Source organism: Streptomyces sp. NPDC003456 (assembly GCF_042878735.1).
In the GTDB taxonomy this organism is placed as follows: domain Bacteria; phylum Actinomycetota; class Actinomycetes; order Streptomycetales; family Streptomycetaceae; genus Streptomyces.
The window spans coordinates 490,069-509,306 of sequence record NZ_JBIAOK010000005.1; the positions used below are offsets into that span (position 1 = coordinate 490,069).

A 19,238-nucleotide genomic window follows, 5' to 3' on the forward strand; every position below is an offset into this window, starting at 1 on the left:
CACCGTGACGGCGATTCCCCGCTTCACCGGCGACGCCAGCCCCTACTCCGGCGGCGACCCCTACGCGGACTACCGCACCGCGGACTTCCCCTTCACCTCCTACGCCGACCTCGCCGACCGGCGGCTGGGTGCCGGTGTCGTGGCCGCCAACGACGAGTTCTTCGCCGAGCGCGAGAACCTGCTGGTGCCGGAGCGCGCGGAGTTCGACCCCGAGCACTTCGGCCACAAGGGCAAGGTCATGGACGGCTGGGAGACGCGACGCCGCCGGGGCGTGTCCGCCGAGCACCCCTGGCCGGCCGACGAGGACCACGACTTCGCCCTGGTCCGGCTCGGCGCCCCGGGCGTGATCCGCGGGATCGTCGTCGACACCGCCCACTTCCGGGGCAACTACCCGCAGGCCGTGTCCGTCGAGGGCACCGCCGTGCCCGGCTCCCCGTCGCCCGCCGAACTCCTCGGTGACGACGTGAAGTGGACGACCCTCGTCCCGCGCACCCCGGTCGGCGGCCACGCGGCGAACGGCTTCGCCGTCGCCACCGAGCAGTGCTTCACCCACCTGCGGATCAGGCAGCACCCCGACGGCGGCATCGCCCGCCTGCGCGTGCACGGCGAGGTCGTCCCGGATCCGGCCTGGCTGGCCGCGCTCGGCACGTTCGACGTCGTCGCCCTGGAGAACGGCGGCCTGGTCGAGGACGCCTCGGACCTCTTCTACTCGCCCGCCTCCCACACCATCCAGCCGGGCCGCTCCCGCAAGATGGACGACGGCTGGGAGACCCGCCGCCGGCGCGACCGGGGCCACGACTGGATCCGCTACCGGCTGAGCGCCCAGGCGCGGATCCGCGCGCTGGAGATCGACACGGCGTACCTCAAGGGCAACAGCGCCGGGTGGGCATCGGTGTCGGTCAAGGACGGCGAGGACGGCGACTGGCGGGAGATCCTGCCCCGCACCCGCCTGCAGCCCGACACCAACCACCGCTTCGTCCTGCCGGAGCCCGCCGTCGGCACGCACGCGCGCGTGGACATCTTCCCCGACGGCGGCATCTCCCGCCTGCGCCTCTTCGGCTCCCTGACCCAGGAGGGCGCGAACCGCCTCGCGGCACGCCACCAGGAGCTCGGCGGCTGACCCGGCTGACCCGGCTGACCCGGCTGTCCCGGCTGATCCGGCTGTTTCGCCACGACGCCGGGCGCCGGGAGGGTGCGGCGGCCGACCCGGCCGCACCGGGCGACCGGGCCACCGGAGGGGCGGACGGCGCGGTCGCGGGGCCTGACCGCGGCCGGCGAGACGGGCCCGAGCGTGCCGATGAAGCCCGGGCCCCGGCCCCGCCGGCCCGCTACGCCGCGTGGCCGCCGTCCACCGCGAACTCCGCCCCCGTCACGTAGGTCGCTCCCGCCAGGTACGCCACCGTCGAGGCCACCTCGTCCGCCGTGCCGAACCGGCCCAGCGCGGTCAGCGCCGCCTGGCCGGCCGCGTGCGGGCCGTCCGCCGGATTCATGTCGGTGTCGATCGGGCCCGGGTGCACGAGGTTGGCGGTGATGCCGCGGCCGCCCAGCTCCCTCGCCAGCGCCTTGGTCAGGCCGACCAGGGCCGCCTTGCTCATCGCGTACAGCGTGCCGCCCGGGCCCGGCACCCGCTGCGCGATGCAGCTGCCGATCGTGACGATCCGCCCGCCCTCCGGCATCCACGCGGCCGCCGCCTGCGAGGCCAGGAACACCGAGCGCACGTTCACGGCGAGCACGCGGTCGACGTCCGCGAGCGTCAGGGCGTCCAGCGGGCCGAGCACCCCCACCCCCGCGTTGTTCACCAGGACGTCCAGCCTGCCCAGCGCCTCGGCCGCCGCGTCCACGACCTCGACCGACCCGGCCGCGTCCGCCACGTCCGCGCGCAGGGCCACCGCCCGGCGCCCCAGCGCCTCCATCTCCCGTACGACGGCCCCTGCCGCCTCCTTGCCGTTGACGTACCCGACGGCCACGTCCGCGCCCTCCCGGGCCAGTCGCAGGGCCGTCGCCGCGCCGATGCCACGGCTCCCGCCGGTCACGAGAGCCACCTTGCCGTCCAGACTTCCTCGAGCTGTCATGCCTCCATCCCAGCGGCCCGCGCGCCGACCCGCTGGCGGGCAACGGACGTCGCGTCCCCGGCCGCCTCACGGCCCAGCGATGAGTTGCGGGCGCCGCACCGGTCTGAACCGATGGCACCAGGCCCCACGACCTCCGGAAGGGAAGGCACCCGCCATGGGCACCATCGTCTCCACCCTCTTCGTCACACTGGACGGCGTCTACCAGGCCCCCGGCGGCCCCCAGGAGGACACCCGCGGGGGCTTCACCCACGGCGGCTGGAGCTTCCCCTACGCCGAGGAGGACTTCGGCCGGTTCGTCAACGAGGTCTTCGCCCGTCCGTCGGCCTTCCTGCTCGGCCGCCGGACGTACGACATCTTCGCCTCCTACTGGCCCAGGATCACCGACCCGGGCGACCCCGTCGCCTCCAAGCTCAACGGCCTGCCCAAGTACGTCCCTTCCTCGACCCTCGTGGACCCGGCGTGGGCGGGCACCACCGTGCTCCGCGGCGACCTCGCCCAGGAGGTCACCGCGCTCAAGGACCGCACCGACGGCGAGATCCAGGTGCACGGCAGCGGGGCCCTGGTCCGGTCCCTGCTCGCGCTCGACCTGCTCGACACCCTCCATCTGCTGACCTTCCCGGTCGTGCTCGGCTCCGGGTTCCGGCTGTTCCCGGAGGGCGCCGTGCCCACGGCGTTCGAGCACACCGGCGGCAGTGTCACCGGGGCCGGGGTGTCCATCCAGACGTACGACCTGAAGGGCCGTCCGGAGTACGGCGAGTTCACCCTGCCGGAGGACGTGTAGGGGCCGCGCGGCCCGGCCCGGGTGAACTCCTGGCGAACGCACGGAGTTTCACAGGAAATCCTCCTGGGTTGACATTGACATGCCATTCTCTACGCGCGTCATGATGGCGTCATGACCTTCCCCCCACACGCCTCGCGGTTCGGCGCGGCAGCCGCTCTCCTGTCCGCTCTCCTCGTCGGCGGAACCGTCTCCGCCGGCACGGCCGGCGCCGCCCCCACCGCCGTCGGCGACATCTGCTACAGCGCCCTGCCGTCGCAGGCCCACGACACGCTCGACCTGATCGAGCAGGACGGCCCGTTCCCGTTCGACCAGGACGGCACCGTCTTCCAGAACCGGGAGGGCATCCTGCCCGGCCGGTCGTCCGGCTACTACCACGAGTACACGGTCGTCACCCCCGGCTCCGACACCCGCGGTGCGCGACGCATCGTCACCGGCGAGCGGAGCCAGGAGGACTACTACACGGCCGACCACTACGCGTCGTTCGACCTCGTCGACCACGGCTGCTGAACCGGGCACCGGCCGGCCGGAGGTCCGTCCGCGCGCTCAGGCGGACCCCCGGCTCCCGGCGGCCGCGAACAGGGCGACGCCCAGCACGAGCAGGGCGACGCTCGCGTAGACCTCGTACCCGTCGAGGATGCCCAGCCGCCGCACCAGGCCCCAGTCCCGGTCGGTGAACTCGTGCACCAGGCCCGCCGCGCCCTGCACCAGGGCGAGGAAGCCGAGGATCTCCAGTAGCCGCTTCATGCCCCGACCCTCGCCCCCCGGACCCCCCACGGACATCGGCCGCGGGGCGAGCACCCGCGGGCACAAGGTCGGCGGCGCGACCCGCCGCCCGCGCCGAAAGTCTGCGGCCGGGCTACTTTGGTCGACGATCCCGGCCGCGGCCGCGTGGAACGGCCGCCGGCTGCGTAGATTGACCGAACGTGAACGCAGAACGAGCGGGGCAGGGTTCCCCGGCGCCGGCCGGGGAGGCGCCCGCACTGCTCACCGGGCGCCGGTGGTTCTTCCCGTCCGCCCTGCTGCACGAACTCGAACCCGACACGGCACGCGCCGGACGACGGCCCCGCCGCACCGCCCGCGACTGGGTCGTCGACTTCTCCTGCTTCCTGCTCGCCGTACTGCTCGGCCTGACAGCCGCCGACGCGCTGTCAGACAATCCGGACATCCCGCCCGGACTGGCGGTCGCCGACCAGGTGGTCGGCGCCCTGGCCTGCGCCGCGATCTGGCTGCGCCGCCGCTGGCCCCTCGGGACGGCGGTGGCGTTGACGCCCGTCACCCTGATCTCGGACACCGCGGGCGGCGCCTCCGTGATCGCCCTGTTCACCCTCGCCGTGCACCGGCCCTTCCGCTACGTGGCCTGGGTGGGCGGTGCCGGCGTCGCCCTGCTTCCGCTGTACTACTGGCTGCGCCCCGACCCCGAGCTTCCCTACCTGGTGACCCTGGTCTTCGCCGCCCTGCTGACCGTGGCGACCGTCGGCTGGGGCATGTTCGTCCGGGCCAAGCGGCAGCTGATGGTGAGCCTGCGCGACCGCGCCCGGCGCGCCGAGACCGAGGCGCGCCTGCGGGCCGAGCAGGCGCAGCGGCTCGCCCGCGAGGCCATCGCGCGGGAGATGCACGACGTGCTCGCCCATCGGCTGACCCTGCTGAGCGTCCACGCCGGTGCGCTGGAGTTCCGGCCCGACGCGCCGGCGGCCGAGACGGCGCGGGCGGCGGGCGTGATCCGCGAGAGCGCGCACGAGGCCCTGCAGGACCTGCGGGAGATCATCGGGGTCCTGCGCGCCGGCGAGGCGGACGACACCGGGCGGCCCCAGCCGACGCTCGCGGCCCTGGACACCCTGGTCGCCGAGTCACGGCAGGCGGGGATGAAGGTCTGCCTGGACCAGCGCGTCGACGAGCCCGGCTCGGTCCCGTCGTCGGTGGGCCGCACCGCCTACCGGATCGCCCAGGAGGGCCTGACCAACGCCCGCAAGCACGCCCCGGGCACGGAGGTCGCGGTGACCGTCGCCGGGGGACCGGGCGACGGCCTGACGGTCCGCGTCCACAACCCGCCCCCCGAGGGCGAGGTGCCGCACGTGCCGGGCTCCGGTCAGGGCCTGATCGGCCTGACGGAACGCGCGACCCTCGCGGGCAGCCGCCTCGCACACGGTCACACCCCGGCGGGCGGCTTCGAGCTCCGGGCGTGGCTGCCCTGGCCGTGAGCCGGCGGCCCGGCACCACCGCGGCAGGGGGGCCGGCACGGCCACGGCCGGTGCCGGGGTTGTGCCGTGCCCACCCGGCCCCCTCGTCCTGCCCGGCCGTCATTACGGTGTGCGCATGACTGCGATCCGACTGCTCCTCGTCGACGACGACCCGCTGGTGCGGGCCGGGCTGTCCTTCATGCTGGGCGGTGCCGACGACGTCGAGATCGTCGGCGAGGCGGCCGACGGCGCCGAGGTGAAGACCCTCGTGGACCGCACCCGCCCGGACGTCGTCCTCATGGACATCCGGATGCCGGCGGTCGACGGCCTGACGGCCACGGAGCGGCTGCGGGCGCGGCCGGACGCCCCGCAGGTGGTGGTCCTCACCACGTTCCACGCCGACGAGCAGGTGCTGCGGGCCCTGCGCGCCGGCGCCGCCGGATTCGTTCTCAAGGACACCCCGCCGTCCGAGATCCTCGCGGCCGTGCGCCGGGTCGCGGCCGGCGACCCGGTCCTGTCGCCCACCGTCACCCGTCAGCTCGTGCGGCACGCCGTGGGCAGCGCGGCCGACACCCGGCGCAGCCGGGCCCGCGCGCGCATGGCCGTCCTCAACGAGCGCGAGCGCGAGGTCGCCGTCGCGGTCGGCCGGGGCCTGGCCAACGCCGAGATCGCCGCCGGCCTCTACCTGAGCGTCGCCACCGTCAAGACCCACGTCTCGCGCGTCCTCGCCAAGCTCGGCCTCAACAACCGCGTCCAGATCGCCCTGCTCGCGTACGACGCGGGGCTGCTGGAGGAGGACCCCGGGGAGCGCTGACCGCCCGCCGCGGCACCGGCAGCGCACCGCCCCGCCGCGGCCCGGCCGGGGCCCCCGGCGCTCACGCCCCGCCGGCGATCTCCGCCAGGCGGACCGGCCGGCGCTCGCGGCGGGACAGCTCGCACGCCTCGGCGATCCGCAGCGCCTGCAACGCCTCACGCCCGTCGCAGGGGTTGGCCCGCTCGCCCCGCACCACGTCGACGAACGCGTTCAGCTCCGCCTCGTAGGCCGGGCCGAACCGCTCCAGGAAGCCCGCCCACGGCTTGTCCGCGGCCGGGGGCCCGGTCGGCTCGGTCGACGCGATCGGCGTGCGGTCGTCCAGCCCCACCACGATCTGGTCCCGCTCACCGGCGAGTTCCATGCGCACGTCGTACCCGGCCCCGTTCAGCCGGGTCGCGGTGACCGTGGCCAGCGTGCCGTCGTCCAGCGTGAGCAGGGCGGCGCCGGTGTCGACGTCACCGGCCTCGCGGAACATCGCCGGCCCGGCGTCCGACCCGGCCGCGTACACGTCCACGACCTCCCGGCCGGTCACCCAGCGCAGGACGTCGAAGTCGTGGATCAGCGTGTCCCGGTACAGCCCGCCGGACAGCGGCAGCCACGCCGCGGCCGGCGGCTCCTGGTCGCTGGTCAGCGCCCGCACGGTGTGCAGCCGCCCGAGCCTGCCCGAGCGCACGGCCTCGCGCGCCCCCGTGTAGCCGGCGTCGAACCGCCGCTGGAAACCCATCTGCAGCACCGTCCCTGCCGCCTCCACCTCGGCGATGGCGCTCAGGGACCCCGGCAGGTCCAGCGCTATGGGCTTCTCGCAGAACACCGGCAGGCCGGAGCGTGCTGCGCGACCGATCAGTTCGGCGTGGGCCGACGTGGCCGTCGTGATCACCACGGCGTCGACCCCCCAGCGGAAGATCTCCTCCACGCCCGGGGCCGCCGTCTCGCCCAGCCGGTGCGCCAGTTCCTGGGCCCGGGCGGGATCCGCGTCCGTGAGGATCAGGGAGCCCACGTCGCGATGTCTGCCGAGGGTCCTCGCGTGGATCGTCCCGATCCGGCCCGTACCGATGACGCCGATGCGCATGGGAACAAAGTGCGGCCCCCGGGCGCCCCTGTCAATCCGTATGTCCGGACAATCTGACTTCACGACTTCCCGTCAAGAACGCGCGGAGCTACGCTCGGCCCGTGCCGAAACCAGAAGTGGACCCGACCGTGCAGCTCGAGCTGAGCGTGGACCGCAGCTCACCCGTGCCCCTGTACTTCCAGCTGTCCCAGCAGCTGGAGGCCGCGATCGAACACGGCACGCTGACCCCCGGCAGCCTCCTGGGCAACGAGATCGAGCTCGCCGCCCGGCTCGGCCTGTCCCGGCCGACCGTCCGCCAGGCCATCCAGTCGCTCGTCGACAAGGGCCTGCTCGTCCGCCGCCGCGGTGTCGGCACCCAGGTCGTGCACAGCCAGGTCAAACGCCCCCTGGAGCTCAGCAGCCTCTACGACGACCTGGAGGCGGCCGGCCAGCGACCGGCCACCGAGGTGCTCGTCAACACCGTCGTCCCCGCCTCCGCCGAGGTCGCCGCCGCCCTCGGCGTCACCGAGGACAGCGAGGTGCACCGCGTGGAACGCCTGCGCCTCGCCCACGGCGAGCCCATGGCCCACCTCTGCAACTTCCTGCCCCCCGGACTCATCGACCTCGACACCGGCCAGCTCCAGTCCACCGGCCTGTACCGCCTGATGCGCGCCGCCGGCATCACCCTGCACAGCGCCCGCCAGTCCATCGGCGCCCGGGCGGCGACCCGCGAGGAGGCCGAGCGGCTGTCCGAGGAGCCGGGCGCCCCGCTGCTCACCATGCAGCGCGTCACCTTCGACGACACCGGCCGCGCCGTGGAATTCGGCACACACACCTACCGCCCGACGCGCTACTCGTTCGAGTTCCAGCTGCTCGTACGGACGTGACGACCCTGCCGCCGCGGACGTGACGCTCCTGCTCGCGAGGGGTACGGGGAACCGCGCGGGAAGCACCCGCCGACCCGGGCCCGGCACCGATCAGCGCCGCCCCTGCGCTCCGCACCCCGCCTCCGCGTGAGGCAGAATCGGCGGCGATGAGCACCTACCGCGACCTCACCGCCCCCATCGGCTCCCGCCGTGCCACCGTGCTGCGCACCGTCGGCACCCGGGAGCGCCGCTCGCACCTGACGGCACCCCGCGTGCCGACGGTCGGCATCGACATCGGCGGCACCAAGGTGATGGCGGGCGTCGTGGACGCCGACGGCAACATCCTGGAGAAGCTCCGCACGGAGACCCCGGACAAGTCCAAGAGCCCCAAGGTCGTCGAGGACACCATCGCCGAGCTGGTCCTCGACCTCTCCGACCGGCACGACGTGCACGCCGTGGGCATCGGCGCGGCCGGCTGGGTCGACGCCGACCGCAACCGCGTGCTCTTCGCGCCGCACCTGTCCTGGCGCAACGAACCGCTGCGCGACCGCCTCGCCAGCCGGCTGTCCGTCCCGGTGCTCGTCGACAACGACGCCAACACCGCCGCCTGGGCCGAGTGGCGCTTCGGCGCCGGCCGCGGCGAGGACCACCTCGTGATGATCACCCTGGGCACCGGGATCGGCGGCGCGATCCTGGAGGACGGCCAGGTCAAGCGCGGCAAGTACGGCGTGGCCGGCGAGTTCGGCCACATGCAGGTCGTGCCCGGCGGCCACCGCTGCCCCTGCGGCAACCGCGGCTGCTGGGAGCAGTACAGCTCCGGCAACGCCCTGGTCCGCGAGGCCCGCGAGCTGGCCGCCGCCGACTCCCCGGTCGCCTACGGGATCATCGAGCACGTCAAGGGCAGCATCGGCGACATCACGGGCCCGATGATCACCGAGCTGGCCCGCGACGGCGACGCCATGTGCATCGAGCTGCTGCAGGACATCGGCCAGTGGCTCGGCGTCGGCATCGCCAACCTCGCCGCCGCCCTCGACCCGTCCTGCTTCGTGATCGGCGGCGGCGTCTCGGCCGCCGACGACCTGCTGATCGGCCCGGCCCGCGACGCCTTCAAACGGCAGCTCACCGGCCGCGGCTACCGCCCCGAGGCGCGCATCGTCCGGGCCCAGCTCGGCCCCGAGGCCGGCATGGTCGGAGCCGCCGACCTGGCCCGGCTGGTCGCCCGCAGGTTCCGGCGCGCCAAGCGCCGCCGCGTGGAGCGCCACGAACGCTACGAGCGGTACACGCAGTCGCTCCGCAGCAGCCAGGAGACCCTGTGACCGCCTCCCTGCCGCACCAGGGCTCCTGGCCGGACGGCAAGGAGCGCCCGGCCGAGGACCGCCGCCACATGATCCGCCGCAGGGCGCTCACCCTGCTGATCATCGTGCTGCTCATCGGCATCCCGGCCGGCTACCTGGTGATCTCCGCGAACCAGAGCCGGGACAGCGGCAGGGACAAGGAGGAGAAGTACTCGGCGACCGGCCTGACCGCCGCCTGGCCCTCCAAGCTCCAGCGCCGCATCTACCAGGTGCCCATCCCGCACCCCGCCTGGCACGTGGCCTACTACGAGACCAACAACTGGAAGACCAGCCGGCTGTACGCCCAGTTCGAGACCAACTCGGCCGGACTCGACGCCTACCTCACCGGCCTGGGCCTGACCCGCAAGGACCTGAAGCAGGGCGACATCGCCATCGGCGCCCGCGACCGCAAGATCACCGGCTGGCGCTTCTCCGGCGGCGACGGCTGGTACGGCTTCGTCCACCGCCAGAAGAACCCGGCCCCCACCCACGACGTCGTCGTGGACCTGTCGAACCCGGCGTATCCCTGGGTGTACGTCGTCTCCCGCACGGTTCCCTGACCCGGGCCGCGTCCGCCGGGCCCCGGCCGCGGGAGCCGTTTGTCGGACCCCGCCCGTAGAGTCGGAGACGAGTGATCCGGCAAGGGGCGGGAGGTGACAGGGCGTATGGGCGACACGGCCGTGCCGCAGGCGGAGCGGGCGGCGGACCAGACGGTTCCGGTCCGGCTCCCCGCCGTCTTCGTGCCCGGGCCGCTTCCGCGCGAGGGACGCGTCGCCTTCTGGGACCCGGACGGCGACCCCCTGCCCGGCGCCGACACCGAGCTGACCGTCGTCCGCCGGCACGGCACAGGGGTGCGGCGGCGGACCGCCCCGGCGCTGTCCCTGCCGGTGGAGGCCGCCCTGCCGCTGCTCGTGCGCGCCCGGCACGACCCGGCGGCCCACCCCGCCACCGCCTGCTGGGGCGCCGCCGCCCTGCACGCCCTGCGGCTCACCGCCCGCGGCCGGCTCCTGCCCGGGCTCACCGCCGGCGGGCACGACGCCTGGCGGGCCGGCCCCCTCGACCCGGACGACATCGCCCACCTGCGCGCCGTTGCCGCCGCCCTGCCCCCCGAGGGGCACGCCGTCCCGCTGCCCGGCCCCGGTCCCCTCCACCTGCCCGAGCCCGAGGCCCTGGTCCGCGCCTTCCTGGACGCCGTCGCCGACACCCTGCCCCGCACCCCGGCGGCGCCGCACACCTCCGGCAGGCCCTTCGCCGCCCGCGAGGCCCAGCATCTGCCCGCCGCCCACGACTGGGCCGCCGAGGTCGCCGCGGGCATGGACGCCGGGGTGCGGATCTCGCTCCGCCTCGACCTCTCGGCGTACGACCTCTTCGACGGCACCGCGGACGGCGGCGGCCGCAGCGCCGGGGCGGCGATCGTCCAGGTGCACAGCCTCGCCGACCCCACCCTCGTGACCGACGCCGCGGCCCTGTGGGCGGGCGAGGCCGGCGACGCCTTCGGCCCCCGCGCCCGGGTGGACGCCGCCCTGGCCGTCCGCCGGGCGGCGCGGATCTGGCCCCCGCTGGACCGGCTCTCCGACCAGGACGTCCCCGACGTGCTGGCCCTGAGCGAGGACGAACTGAGCGACCTGCTCGGCGTCGCGGCCACCCGGCTCGCCGCCGCCGGGGTCGCCGTGCACTGGCCCAGGGACCTCGCGCAGGACCTGTCGGCGGCGGCCGTGGTGCGCCCCGCTCCCGGCTCGGCGACCGACGGCACCGGCTTCTTCGAGAGCGAGGACCTGCTCGCCTTCCGCTGGCAGCTCGCACTCGGCGGCGACCCGCTCACCGACGCCGAGATGGATGCCCTCGCCGAGGCCCACCGCCCCGTCGTGCGCCTGCGCGACCAGTGGGTGCTCGTCGACCCGGCGCTCGTGCGCAAGGCCCGCAAACGGGACCTCGGCCTGCTCGACCCCGTCGACGCGCTGTCCGTCGCCCTCACCGGCACCGCCGAGGTGGACGGCGAGACGGTCGAGGCCGTGCCGGCCGGTGCCCTCGCCGCCCTGCGCGACCGCCTCACCGCGGGGATCCACCCCGCACCACCGCCCCCCGGCCTGCACGCCACCCTGCGCGACTACCAGCTGCGCGGCCTGGCCTGGCTCGACCTGATGACCTCCCTCGGACTCGGCGGCTGCCTCGCCGACGACATGGGCCTCGGTAAGACCGTCACCCTCATCGCGCTGCACCTGAAGCGGGCCCGCCCCGAGCCGACCCTGGTGGTCTGCCCGGCCTCGCTGCTCGGCAACTGGCAGCGGGAGATCAACCGCTTCGCCCCGGGCGTGCCCGTACGCCGCTTCCACGGGCCCGACCGCACCCTGGAGGGCCTCGACGGCGGTTTCGTCCTCACCACGTACGGCACGATGCGCTCGGCGGCCCCCGCCCTGGCCGAGCGGAGCTGGGGCATGGTCGTCGCCGACGAGGCCCAGCACGTCAAGAACCCCTACTCGGCCACCGCCAAGGCGCTGCGCACCCTCCCGTCCCCCGCGCGCGTGGCCCTCACCGGCACCCCCGTCGAGAACAACCTGTCGGAGCTGTGGGCCCTGCTCGACTGGACGACGCCCGGCCTGCTCGGCCCGCTCAAGTCCTTCCGCGCCCGGCACGCCCGGGCCGTCGAGACCGGCGAGGACGAGGAGGCCGTCCGGCGCCTCGCCCGGCTGGTCCGGCCCTTCCTGCTGCGCCGCAAGAAGTCCGACCCGGGCATCGTGCCCGAACTGCCGCCCAAGACCGAGACCGACCACCCGGTGCCGCTCACCCGCGAGCAGGCGGCGCTCTACGAGGCGGTGGTGCGCGAGTCGATGCTCGCCATCGAGACGGCCGAGGGCATGGCCCGCCGGGGCATGGTGCTCAAGCTGCTCACCTCGCTGAAGCAGATCTGCGACCACCCCGCGCTGTTCCTCAAGGAGGAGCACACCCCCGTCGGCGACCGGCTCGCCGCCCGATCCGGGAAGCTCGCCCTGCTCGACGAGCTGCTGGACACGCTCCTCGCCGAGGACGGCTCCGCGCTCGTCTTCACCCAGTACGTCGGGATGGCCCGGCTGATCACCGCGCACCTGGCCGGCCGCGCGGTCCCCGTCGACCTCCTGCACGGCGGCACGCCGGTCCCGGAGCGCGAACGCATGGTGGACCGCTTCCAGAGCGGTTCCGTGCCGGTCCTGGTGCTGTCCCTCAAGGCCGCGGGCACGGGCCTCAACCTCACGCGGGCCGGCCACGTCGTCCACTTCGACCGCTGGTGGAACCCGGCCGTCGAGGAGCAGGCCACCGACCGGGCCTACCGCATCGGCCAGACCCAGCCCGTCCAGGTCCACCGCCTCATCACCGAGGGCACGGTCGAGGACCGCATCGCCGAGATGCTCCACGCCAAGCGCGCCCTGGCCGACGCGATCCTCGGCTCGGGCGAGTCGGCCCTGACGGAACTGACCGACCGCGAGCTGTCCGACCTGGTGTCCCTGCGGAGGCCGTCATGACGCCCCGCCCCGCGCCCGCCCGCCTCCGCGTCCCGGGGAGCACGCGGTGACGCCCCGGCCGGCGGACGAGGCGCGCAGGGCCCTGCGGGAGGCCCGCGAGCGCACCGCCCGCGAACGGGCGTCGGCCGGGCCCCCGGACCCGACCGCACCCGCGCCCACACCGACGCGGCAGGATCCGCCGCTGCCCGGGGACGCCCACACCGGCGGCGAGGCCCCCAGGCCGGGGGACATCGCCCGGGAGGCCCTGCGCAAGGCGGCGTCGGCGACCGGGCAGCCCCCGCAGGACGGGGTGCCCGGTGCCTCGGAGGCGCCGGAGCAGCACGACGACCTCCGGGGGAGCGTCCCCGACGGCGGTTCGCGGGACGACGACGATCCGCTGGCCGGCGCGGCCGACGAGCCGGCCCAGGACGACGACGCCCAGGACGACGACGCCCAGGACGACGACGCCCGGGAGGGCGCCGCCGACGAGCGGCCGCAGCATCGGGACGACGAGCGGGCGCGGTCCGTCCGGGGCGAGGAGGCCCCGGGCCGCCGGTCCGAGCCGCGGGCGGCCGACGTGGCGCGCGAGGCGCTGCGCGCCGCCCGGGACGACGCGCGCCGGGCACGGCAGGAGACCGAGCGCGAGGGTGCCCGCCGCAGGCGCCGGGCCCGGCAGCGCGCCGTCGACGCCAGGGTGGCGGCCGTGCGCCGGGCCGGGACGGACACCACGGGCGCGCCCACGCGCGACATGCGGGAGCTCCTGTCCGACGCGTTCCGGATGCCGGACCCGGACCTGCCGGAGCGGCCCGACTCGCCGCACCGAGCGGACTCGGAGCCGGCGCACCGACCGCACCCCGACCAGCCGGACCGAGCGGGCCGGGAGCTGCCGGAGCAGCTCGACCAGGCGGACCGACCCGACGGGGAAGACCGATCCGCACGGCCGGACCGGCGGCACCGGGACCTGCCGGACCAGGGTCCGCGGGGTGTGGGCCCGGGTCTGCCGGACACGCCGGGCGAACAGGGTGAGACGAGCGAACCGGACGATCCGAGCGAGTCGGTGGGACCGGCCGTGCAGGACGCCGCCGCGGACACCGCACCCTGGGCGGGCGATGTCTCGGCGCTCGGGGGAACCGACCCTGCTCCGCACCCGGTCGACACCGCACCCGGGGCGAGCGATGTCTCGGCTGTCCCGGAGACCGACCCCCTCCCGCACCCGGACGACGACCAGGCCCCGCTCGCGCCGCCTACGGCACCGGCTTACGCCCGGCCCCGGGACCCGGACAGCGCGGAGGGGCTGTCCCGCCCGGAAAGCCCGGAAAGCCCGGAAAGCCCGGACGGCCCGGACGGCCCGGACAGTCCGGACAGCCCGGTCACCTGGAGCACCCCCGCCGCACGGCGGACATCCCGCGCCCACGGCCCGGGAAACCGTGCCGCCGGGCGCACCACCCCCGAGCCGCCGCCGACCGCGCGCGCAGCCTCCGCGGCGTCCCCGACACCGATGTCCTCCGGGGCGGCCGGGGCCGGCTCGCGCCGTTCCATGGCCGCCCCGAACCGCGACAGCGACCTGCGCCGCACCTTCCCGCCCTTCCCGCCCCGGCAGGGCGAGTCGTTCGCCGAGAGCTGGTGGGGCAACGCCTGGGTCTCCGCGCTGGAGCAGGGCGCGCTGGACAGCAAGCGGCTGGAGCGCGGCCGCGCATACGCCGAGCAGGGGAACGTCGACGCCATCACGGTGACGCCCGGTCTGGTGCTGGCGTACGTGCAGGGCAGCCGTCCGCGCCCGTACCGCGTCCAGGTCCGGCTGCGCACGCTCGGCGACGCCGACTGGGACCGCTTCCTGGACGCCGCCGCCGACCGCGCCGGCCACATCGCGGCGCTCCTCGACAAGGAGATGCCCCGGTCCTTGGCCGACTGCGGCGTCCCCCTGCTGCCCGGCCCGGGCGACCTGGAGCCGCAGTGCAGCTGCCCCGACCGCGGCCACCCCTGCAAGCACGCCGCCGCCCTCTGCTACCAGACGGCCCGGCTGCTCGACGCGGATCCCTTCGTCCTGCTCCTGCTGCGCGGACGGGGCGAGCGCGAGCTGCTGGACGCGCTGTCCCGGCTGAGCGCCACCCGGGCCGCGCGCGCCGCCCAGGACAAGGAGCCGGCGCCGGCACCGGGCGTGCGGGCCGGCGAGGTCCTCACGGCCGGCGCCCGCCCGCCGCTGCCCCCGCCGCTGCCCGTGCCCCCGCACCCGGAGCAGCCGCCGGCGTATCCGGCCTCCCCGGGCGGGCCCGACCCCTTCGCGCTGGACCAGCTCGCCACGGACGCCGCCGCCCGGGCGCACGCCCTGCTCACCACCGGCCGCGACCCGGTCGGGGACCTGACGTTCTGGCAGGACGCGGTCCGCCTGGCCGCGGCCCGGCCCGGATCGGGACTCACCGCGGGCAGCCGTGCGCTGTACGCGTCCCTGGCCTCGGCGGCCGGCCGCTCCGTCGCCGACCTGGCCCGCGCGGTCGCCGCCTGGCGGCAGGGCGGGCCGGAAGGACTGGCCGTGCTGGAGGAGCCGTGGGACCCGCCGGCCGGCCGGTTCGACCGGGCCCGGCCGCTGCTCCTCGCCGCGGACCTGCCCGCCTTCCGCCCCTGGCGCAACCACCTGACCCATCCTCGCGGCCACCTCCAGCTCCGCCTGGGCCGGGACGGCCTGTGGTACGCGTACGAGTCCGAGCCGGGCCGCGAGGACTGGTGGCCCAGAGGCACCCCCGACCTGGACCCGGTCGGGGCCCTGACCGGCCTGGGCGCCCCGGGCGACGCCTGACGACGACCCGGCGCGCACACCGGCCGGACCGACGCCCGCACTCGGCAAGCCCCAGACCGAAAAAGAGCCGCCCCAGCTGACGCCCCGTCTACGATCGGACCACCTCCACGAACCGCCGAGAAGGGGCTGAACGAGGGTGACGGACAAGCGAGTTGTGATCGTGACCGGTGCGGGTTCCGGCATCGGCGCGGCCACCGCCCGGCTGCTGCGCGAGGAGGGCCACGAGGTCGTGGCCTCCGGTCGTCGGGCCGAACCGCTGCGGCGGCTCGCCGAGGAGACGGGTGCCCTCGCGTACCCGTCCGACGTGGGCGATCCCGAGGCCGCCGACGGTCTCGTCCGCGTCGCGCTCGACGCGTACGGCCGCGTCGACGGACTGGTGCTCAACGCCGGCATCGGACGCGGCGGCACGGTCGGGCAGCTGTCGATGGCGGACTGGGACGCGGTGATGCGCACCAACGTCACCGGCCCGCTGCTGCTGCTGCGCGCGGCGATCCCGCACCTGCTGGACTCCCGCGGGGCCGTCGTCGCGGTCGCCTCGGTGTCGGCCCTCCTCAACGGGCCGGGCAACGCCCCGTACGCGGTGTCCAAGGCGGCCCTGCTCCAGCTGTGCCGTTCCGTCGCCGTCGACCACGGCCGTGACGGCGTACGGGCCAACATCGTGTGCCCGAGCTGGGTGCGGACCGAGATGGCCGACCGGCGCATGGCGCGTTTCGCCGAGGAGGCGGACCTGGGGGAGGACGGGGTCGAGGCGGCCTACCGTGAGGTGACCAGGCCCCTGCCGCTCGGCCGCCCCGGTGAGCCCCGCGAAGTGGCGCGGGCGATCGACTGGTTGCTCTCCCCGGCGGCGTCCTACGTCAACGGCGCCGTCCTCACCGTCGACGGCGGGGCGACGGCCCTCGACCCGGGAACCCTGGCCTTCGACTACGCCCTCACCCCGCGCACCGGCACCGGCAGCTGACCGCTCGTCGCGGACACCGCCGTGCCGACCCGCCCGCCATGGCACGATGTGGCCCGGTCCGTACACAGGCCCCCGCTGCCGGGGCCACGGCGAGAGATGAGAGGCTCGGAAGGGTGAGCGCGACACCACCGAACACCCTGCAATACCGTTGTGACGGGCCGGAGGACGCCCCCGTCCTGATCCTCGGCCCCTCGCTCGGCACGACCTGGCACATGTGGGACCGTCAGGTCCCCGAGCTGGCCAAGCAGTGGCGGGTCGTGCGGTTCGACCTGCCGGGGCACGGCGGCGCTCCCGCGTACCCGGCGGACTCGGTCACCGACCTCACCACCCGGCTGCTGGCGACCCTCGAAGGGCTCGGCGTGCAGCGCTTCGGCTACGCGGGCTGCGCGCTCGGCGGAGCCCTCGGCATCGAGCTGGCCCTGCGCCACCCCGAACGGCTCGCCTCCCTCACGCTCATCGCCGCCTCCCCCCGCTTCGGCACCGCCGACGAGTTCCGGCAGCGGGGCGTGATCGTCCGGACGAACGGCCTCGACCCCATCGCCCGCACCGCGCCCGAGCGGTGGTTCACCGGCGGGTTCGCCGCCGCGCAGCCCGCGATCACCGAGTGGGCCGTGCAGATGGTCCGCACCACCGACCCCGGCTGCTACATCGCCGCCTGCGAGGCGCTCGCCTCCTTCGACGTGCGGCCCGAGCTGGGGCGGATCGGCGTGCCCACCCTGGTCCTGGTCGGCTCCGACGACCAGATCACCGGTCCCGCCGAGGCCCGGACCCTGGTCGCCGGCATCCCCGACGCCCGTCTCGCCGTCGTGCCGGGCGCCTCCCACCTGGTGCCGGTCGAACAGCCGGGCGCCGTCACCGACCTGCTGGTCAGGCACTTCTCCACCGCCTGGCAGCCCGTCTTCGAGACCTCCACCGGGCAGACGGCCCTGCCCGCCACGGCCGCCCTCCGGCCGGTCACGTCCCCCGCCCCGCCGCAGCCCCCGCAGAGCGGGCCCGTCGCCGAGATCGCCCCGGCCGCCGCGGTCCCGCAGGAGCGGGGACGGCCCGATCCCTACGACACGGGGATCAAGGTGCGCCGCGAGGTCCTGGGCGACGCGCACGTCGACCGGGCGCTGGCGGAGGCGGACGAGTTCTCCGGCGACTTCCAGGAGCTCGTCACCCGCTACGCCTGGGGCGAGATCTGGGACCGGCCGGGACTGGACCGCCGCACCCGCAGCTGCGTCACCCTCACCGCCCTGGTCGCCGGGGGCCACCTCGACGAACTGGCCGTCCACGTCCGCGCCGCCCTGCGCAACGGCCTCACCCCGGCCGAGATCAAGGAGGTGCTGCTCCAGGCGGCCGTCTACTGCGGCGTGCCCGCGGCCAACCGCGCGTTCCGGGTCGCCCAGCAGGTCGTCCGCGAGGAGACCACCCCGCAGGAGTGAGTCCCCGCGGACCCGGAGGCAGGATGGAGACCATGAAGCTCACCAAGAAGACGCACGCGTGCGTCCGCCTCGAGAAGGACGGCCGGAGTCTCGTCCTGGACCCCGGCGGCTTCACCGAGGCGGACGCGGCGCTCGGCGCCGACGCGATCCTGGTCACCCACGAGCACCCCGACCACTTCGACGAGGCCCGGCTGCGGGCCGCGATGGAGGCCGGCCCCGCCACCGAGATCTGGACGCTGAGGTCGGTCGCGGAGAAGCTCGCGCCGGCGTTCCCCGGCCGGGTCCACACCGTCGGCCACGGCGACACCTTCACCGCCGCCGGGTTCGACGTCGAGGTGCACGGCGAACTGCACGCCGTGATCCACCCGGACATCCCGCGCATCACCAACGTCGGCTACCTCGTCGACGGCGGCAAGGTCTTCCACCCGGGCGACGCCCTGACCGTCCCCGGCCGGCCGGTCGAGACGCTGCTGCTGCCCGTCATGGCCCCCTGGAGCAAGATCTCCGAGGTCATCGACTACGTCCGCGAGGTGCGCCCGCAGCGCGCCTACGACGTCCACGACGCCCTGCTCACCGACCTGGCCCGCCCGATCTACGACCGGCAGATCGGGCAGCTCGGCGGCTCGGAGCACCTGCGGCTGACGCCGGGGGAGTCGGCCGAGGTCTGACGGGGCCGGGCGGCGTTGTCGGACCCGCCGGGTAGGTTGTGGGGCATGCGCATCGCGACCTGGAACGTGAACTCGATCACCGCCCGCCTGCCGAGGCTCCTGGCCTGGCTGGAGAGCAGCGGCACGGACGTGCTGTGCCTCCAGGAGGCCAAGGTCTCCGAGGAGCAGTTCCCGGCCGAGCAGCTGCGCGAGCTGGGCTACGAGTCGGCGGTCCACGCCACCGGCCGGTGGAACGGGGTGGCGGTGCTCTCCCGCGTCGGCATCGAGGACGTCGTCAAGGGCCTGCCCGGCGACCCGGGCTACGACGGCTCGGCCGAGCCCCGCGCGATCTCGGCGACCTGCGGCCCGGTCCGCGTCTGGTCGGTCTACGTGCCGAACGGCCGCGAGGTCGACCACCCGCACTACGCCTACAAGCTCCAGTGGCTGGAGGCCCTCAAGGCCGCCGTCGCCGGTGACGCCGCGGGCAGCCGTCCCTTCGCCGTGATGGGCGACTACAACGTGGCCCCGACCGACGACGACGTCTTCGACCGGGCCTTCTTCGAGGGCTCCACCCACGTCACCCCGGCCGAGCGCGCCGCCCTGGCCTCCCTGCGCGAGGCGGGCCTGTCGGACGTGGTCCCGCGCCCGCTGAAGTACGACCAGCCCTTCACGTACTGGGACTACCGCCAGCTCGCCTTCCCCAAGAACCGCGGCATGCGCATCGACCTGGTGTACGCGAACGCGCCGTTCGCCAAGGCGGTCGGCGACGCGTACGTGGACCGCGAGGAGCGCAAGGGCAAGGGCGCCTCGGACCACGCGCCGGTCGTGGTCGACCTGGACGTCTAGG

Annotated in this window: 17 protein-coding genes; 14 read left to right on the forward strand and 3 right to left on the reverse strand. The window is 75.3% G+C overall.

From position 1 onward, the window contains the following. Positions 1 to 4 precede the first annotated feature (4 nt). Positions 5 to 1,120 carry an allantoicase gene (alc, locus tag ACFYWG_RS23200; RefSeq protein ID WP_389203245.1) on the forward strand — a complete coding sequence of 372 codons (1,116 nt, stop codon included), beginning with the start codon at positions 5 to 7 and terminating at the stop codon, positions 1,118 to 1,120. Positions 1,121 to 1,328: 208 nt separating this feature from the next. Here the strand turns inward: alc and ACFYWG_RS23205 are convergent, their stop codons facing one another. After that, the gene (locus tag ACFYWG_RS23205) at positions 1,329 to 2,072 is read right to left on the reverse strand and encodes a 3-oxoacyl-ACP reductase family protein (protein WP_389203247.1); all 744 of its coding nucleotides are present in this window, start codon (positions 2,070 to 2,072) and stop codon (positions 1,329 to 1,331) included. A gap of 154 nt (positions 2,073 to 2,226) precedes the next feature. On the opposite strand from ACFYWG_RS23205, the gene ACFYWG_RS23210 reads away from it, so the two are divergent. Both ACFYWG_RS23210 and ACFYWG_RS23215 read left to right on the forward strand, forming a co-directional pair. Continuing rightward, positions 2,227 to 2,853 (forward strand): dihydrofolate reductase family protein, encoded by a 627-nt coding sequence (locus ACFYWG_RS23210; RefSeq protein ID WP_376325606.1) that lies wholly within the window; start codon positions 2,227 to 2,229, stop codon positions 2,851 to 2,853. Positions 2,854 to 2,964: 111 nt separating this feature from the next. Beyond that, positions 2,965 to 3,360, forward strand: a complete 396-nt coding sequence (locus ACFYWG_RS23215; protein WP_389203250.1) for a ribonuclease domain-containing protein — start codon at positions 2,965 to 2,967, stop codon at positions 3,358 to 3,360. 36 nt (positions 3,361 to 3,396) lie between these two features. Here the strand turns inward: ACFYWG_RS23215 and ACFYWG_RS23220 are convergent, their stop codons facing one another. Continuing rightward, positions 3,397 to 3,597 (reverse strand): hypothetical protein, encoded by a 201-nt coding sequence (locus tag ACFYWG_RS23220; protein WP_385414972.1) that lies wholly within the window; start codon positions 3,595 to 3,597, stop codon positions 3,397 to 3,399. A 236-nt stretch (positions 3,598 to 3,833) separates the two neighbouring features. Between ACFYWG_RS23220 and ACFYWG_RS23225 the strand changes: the two genes are divergently transcribed. Both ACFYWG_RS23225 and ACFYWG_RS23230 read left to right on the forward strand, forming a co-directional pair. Beyond that, positions 3,834 to 5,051, forward strand: coding sequence for a histidine kinase (locus ACFYWG_RS23225; protein WP_389203525.1), 1,218 nt, complete (start codon positions 3,834 to 3,836; stop codon positions 5,049 to 5,051). Between the two features lie 115 nt (positions 5,052 to 5,166). Further along, a complete protein-coding gene (locus ACFYWG_RS23230; protein ID WP_389203252.1) occupies positions 5,167 to 5,844 on the forward strand; it encodes a response regulator in 678 nt (225 codons plus the stop codon). A 61-nt stretch (positions 5,845 to 5,905) separates the two neighbouring features. Here the strand turns inward: ACFYWG_RS23230 and ACFYWG_RS23235 are convergent, their stop codons facing one another. Further along, entirely contained in the window at positions 5,906 to 6,913 is a 1,008-nt protein-coding gene (locus tag ACFYWG_RS23235; protein ID WP_376323927.1) for a Gfo/Idh/MocA family oxidoreductase, read from the reverse strand. Positions 6,914 to 7,041: 128 nt separating this feature from the next. On the opposite strand from ACFYWG_RS23235, the gene ACFYWG_RS23240 reads away from it, so the two are divergent. The 9 genes from ACFYWG_RS23240 to ACFYWG_RS23280 all read left to right on the forward strand — a co-directional run bounded on the left by ACFYWG_RS23240 (position 7,042) and on the right by ACFYWG_RS23280 (position 19,237). Then, the gene (locus ACFYWG_RS23240; protein WP_376324955.1) at positions 7,042 to 7,779 is read left to right on the forward strand and encodes a GntR family transcriptional regulator; all 738 of its coding nucleotides are present in this window, start codon (positions 7,042 to 7,044) and stop codon (positions 7,777 to 7,779) included. Between the two features lie 146 nt (positions 7,780 to 7,925). After that, positions 7,926 to 9,074, forward strand: a complete 1,149-nt coding sequence (locus ACFYWG_RS23245) for an ROK family glucokinase (RefSeq protein WP_376323929.1) — start codon at positions 7,926 to 7,928, stop codon at positions 9,072 to 9,074. Then, the gene (locus ACFYWG_RS23250) at positions 9,071 to 9,652 is read left to right on the forward strand and encodes a sugar kinase (protein ID WP_383498786.1); all 582 of its coding nucleotides are present in this window, start codon (positions 9,071 to 9,073) and stop codon (positions 9,650 to 9,652) included. The genes ACFYWG_RS23245 and ACFYWG_RS23250 overlap by 4 nt, the downstream gene beginning before the upstream one ends. Positions 9,653 to 9,757: 105 nt before the next feature. Then, entirely contained in the window at positions 9,758 to 12,589 is a 2,832-nt protein-coding gene (locus ACFYWG_RS23255; protein WP_389203255.1) for an SNF2-related protein, read from the forward strand. A 46-nt stretch (positions 12,590 to 12,635) separates the two neighbouring features. Continuing rightward, the gene (locus ACFYWG_RS23260; RefSeq protein WP_389203257.1) at positions 12,636 to 15,362 is read left to right on the forward strand and encodes an SWIM zinc finger family protein; all 2,727 of its coding nucleotides are present in this window, start codon (positions 12,636 to 12,638) and stop codon (positions 15,360 to 15,362) included. A gap of 136 nt (positions 15,363 to 15,498) precedes the next feature. Next, the gene (locus ACFYWG_RS23265; protein WP_389203259.1) at positions 15,499 to 16,320 is read left to right on the forward strand and encodes an SDR family NAD(P)-dependent oxidoreductase; all 822 of its coding nucleotides are present in this window, start codon (positions 15,499 to 15,501) and stop codon (positions 16,318 to 16,320) included. 113 nt (positions 16,321 to 16,433) lie between these two features. After that, positions 16,434 to 17,744, forward strand: coding sequence for a 4-carboxymuconolactone decarboxylase (pcaC, locus tag ACFYWG_RS23270; protein ID WP_376323939.1), 1,311 nt, complete (start codon positions 16,434 to 16,436; stop codon positions 17,742 to 17,744). 32 nt (positions 17,745 to 17,776) lie between these two features. Further along, positions 17,777 to 18,412 (forward strand): MBL fold metallo-hydrolase, encoded by a 636-nt coding sequence (locus ACFYWG_RS23275; protein ID WP_376323941.1) that lies wholly within the window; start codon positions 17,777 to 17,779, stop codon positions 18,410 to 18,412. Between the two features lie 45 nt (positions 18,413 to 18,457). Beyond that, on the forward strand, positions 18,458 to 19,237 hold the full coding sequence (locus ACFYWG_RS23280; RefSeq protein WP_385415031.1) for an exodeoxyribonuclease III: 780 nt from the start codon (positions 18,458 to 18,460) through the stop codon (positions 19,235 to 19,237). Position 19,238: the final 1 nt, after the last annotated feature.

What these genes read in the sequence shown, in the direction of transcription:
- ACFYWG_RS23235 (WP_376323927.1), bottom strand. Translation starts at nt 6,913, where the DNA reads ATGCGCATCGGCGTCATCGGTACGGGCCGGATCGGGACGATCCACGCG.
- ACFYWG_RS23220 (WP_385414972.1), bottom strand. Translation starts at nt 3,597, where the DNA reads ATGAAGCGGCTACTGGAGATCCTCGGCTTCCTCGCCCTGGTGCAGGGC.
- ACFYWG_RS23205 (WP_389203247.1), bottom strand. Translation starts at nt 2,072, where the DNA reads ATGACAGCTCGAGGAAGTCTGGACGGCAAGGTGGCTCTCGTGACCGGC.
- ACFYWG_RS23230 (WP_389203252.1), top strand. Translation starts at nt 5,167, where the DNA reads ATGACTGCGATCCGACTGCTCCTCGTCGACGACGACCCGCTGGTGCGG.
- ACFYWG_RS23275 (WP_376323941.1), top strand. Translation starts at nt 17,777, where the DNA reads ATGAAGCTCACCAAGAAGACGCACGCGTGCGTCCGCCTCGAGAAGGAC.
- ACFYWG_RS23215 (WP_389203250.1), top strand. Translation starts at nt 2,965, where the DNA reads ATGACCTTCCCCCCACACGCCTCGCGGTTCGGCGCGGCAGCCGCTCTC.
- ACFYWG_RS23210 (WP_376325606.1), top strand. Translation starts at nt 2,227, where the DNA reads ATGGGCACCATCGTCTCCACCCTCTTCGTCACACTGGACGGCGTCTAC.
- ACFYWG_RS23245 (WP_376323929.1), top strand. Translation starts at nt 7,926, where the DNA reads ATGAGCACCTACCGCGACCTCACCGCCCCCATCGGCTCCCGCCGTGCC.
- ACFYWG_RS23255 (WP_389203255.1), top strand. Translation starts at nt 9,758, where the DNA reads ATGGGCGACACGGCCGTGCCGCAGGCGGAGCGGGCGGCGGACCAGACG.
- ACFYWG_RS23280 (WP_385415031.1), top strand. Translation starts at nt 18,458, where the DNA reads ATGCGCATCGCGACCTGGAACGTGAACTCGATCACCGCCCGCCTGCCG.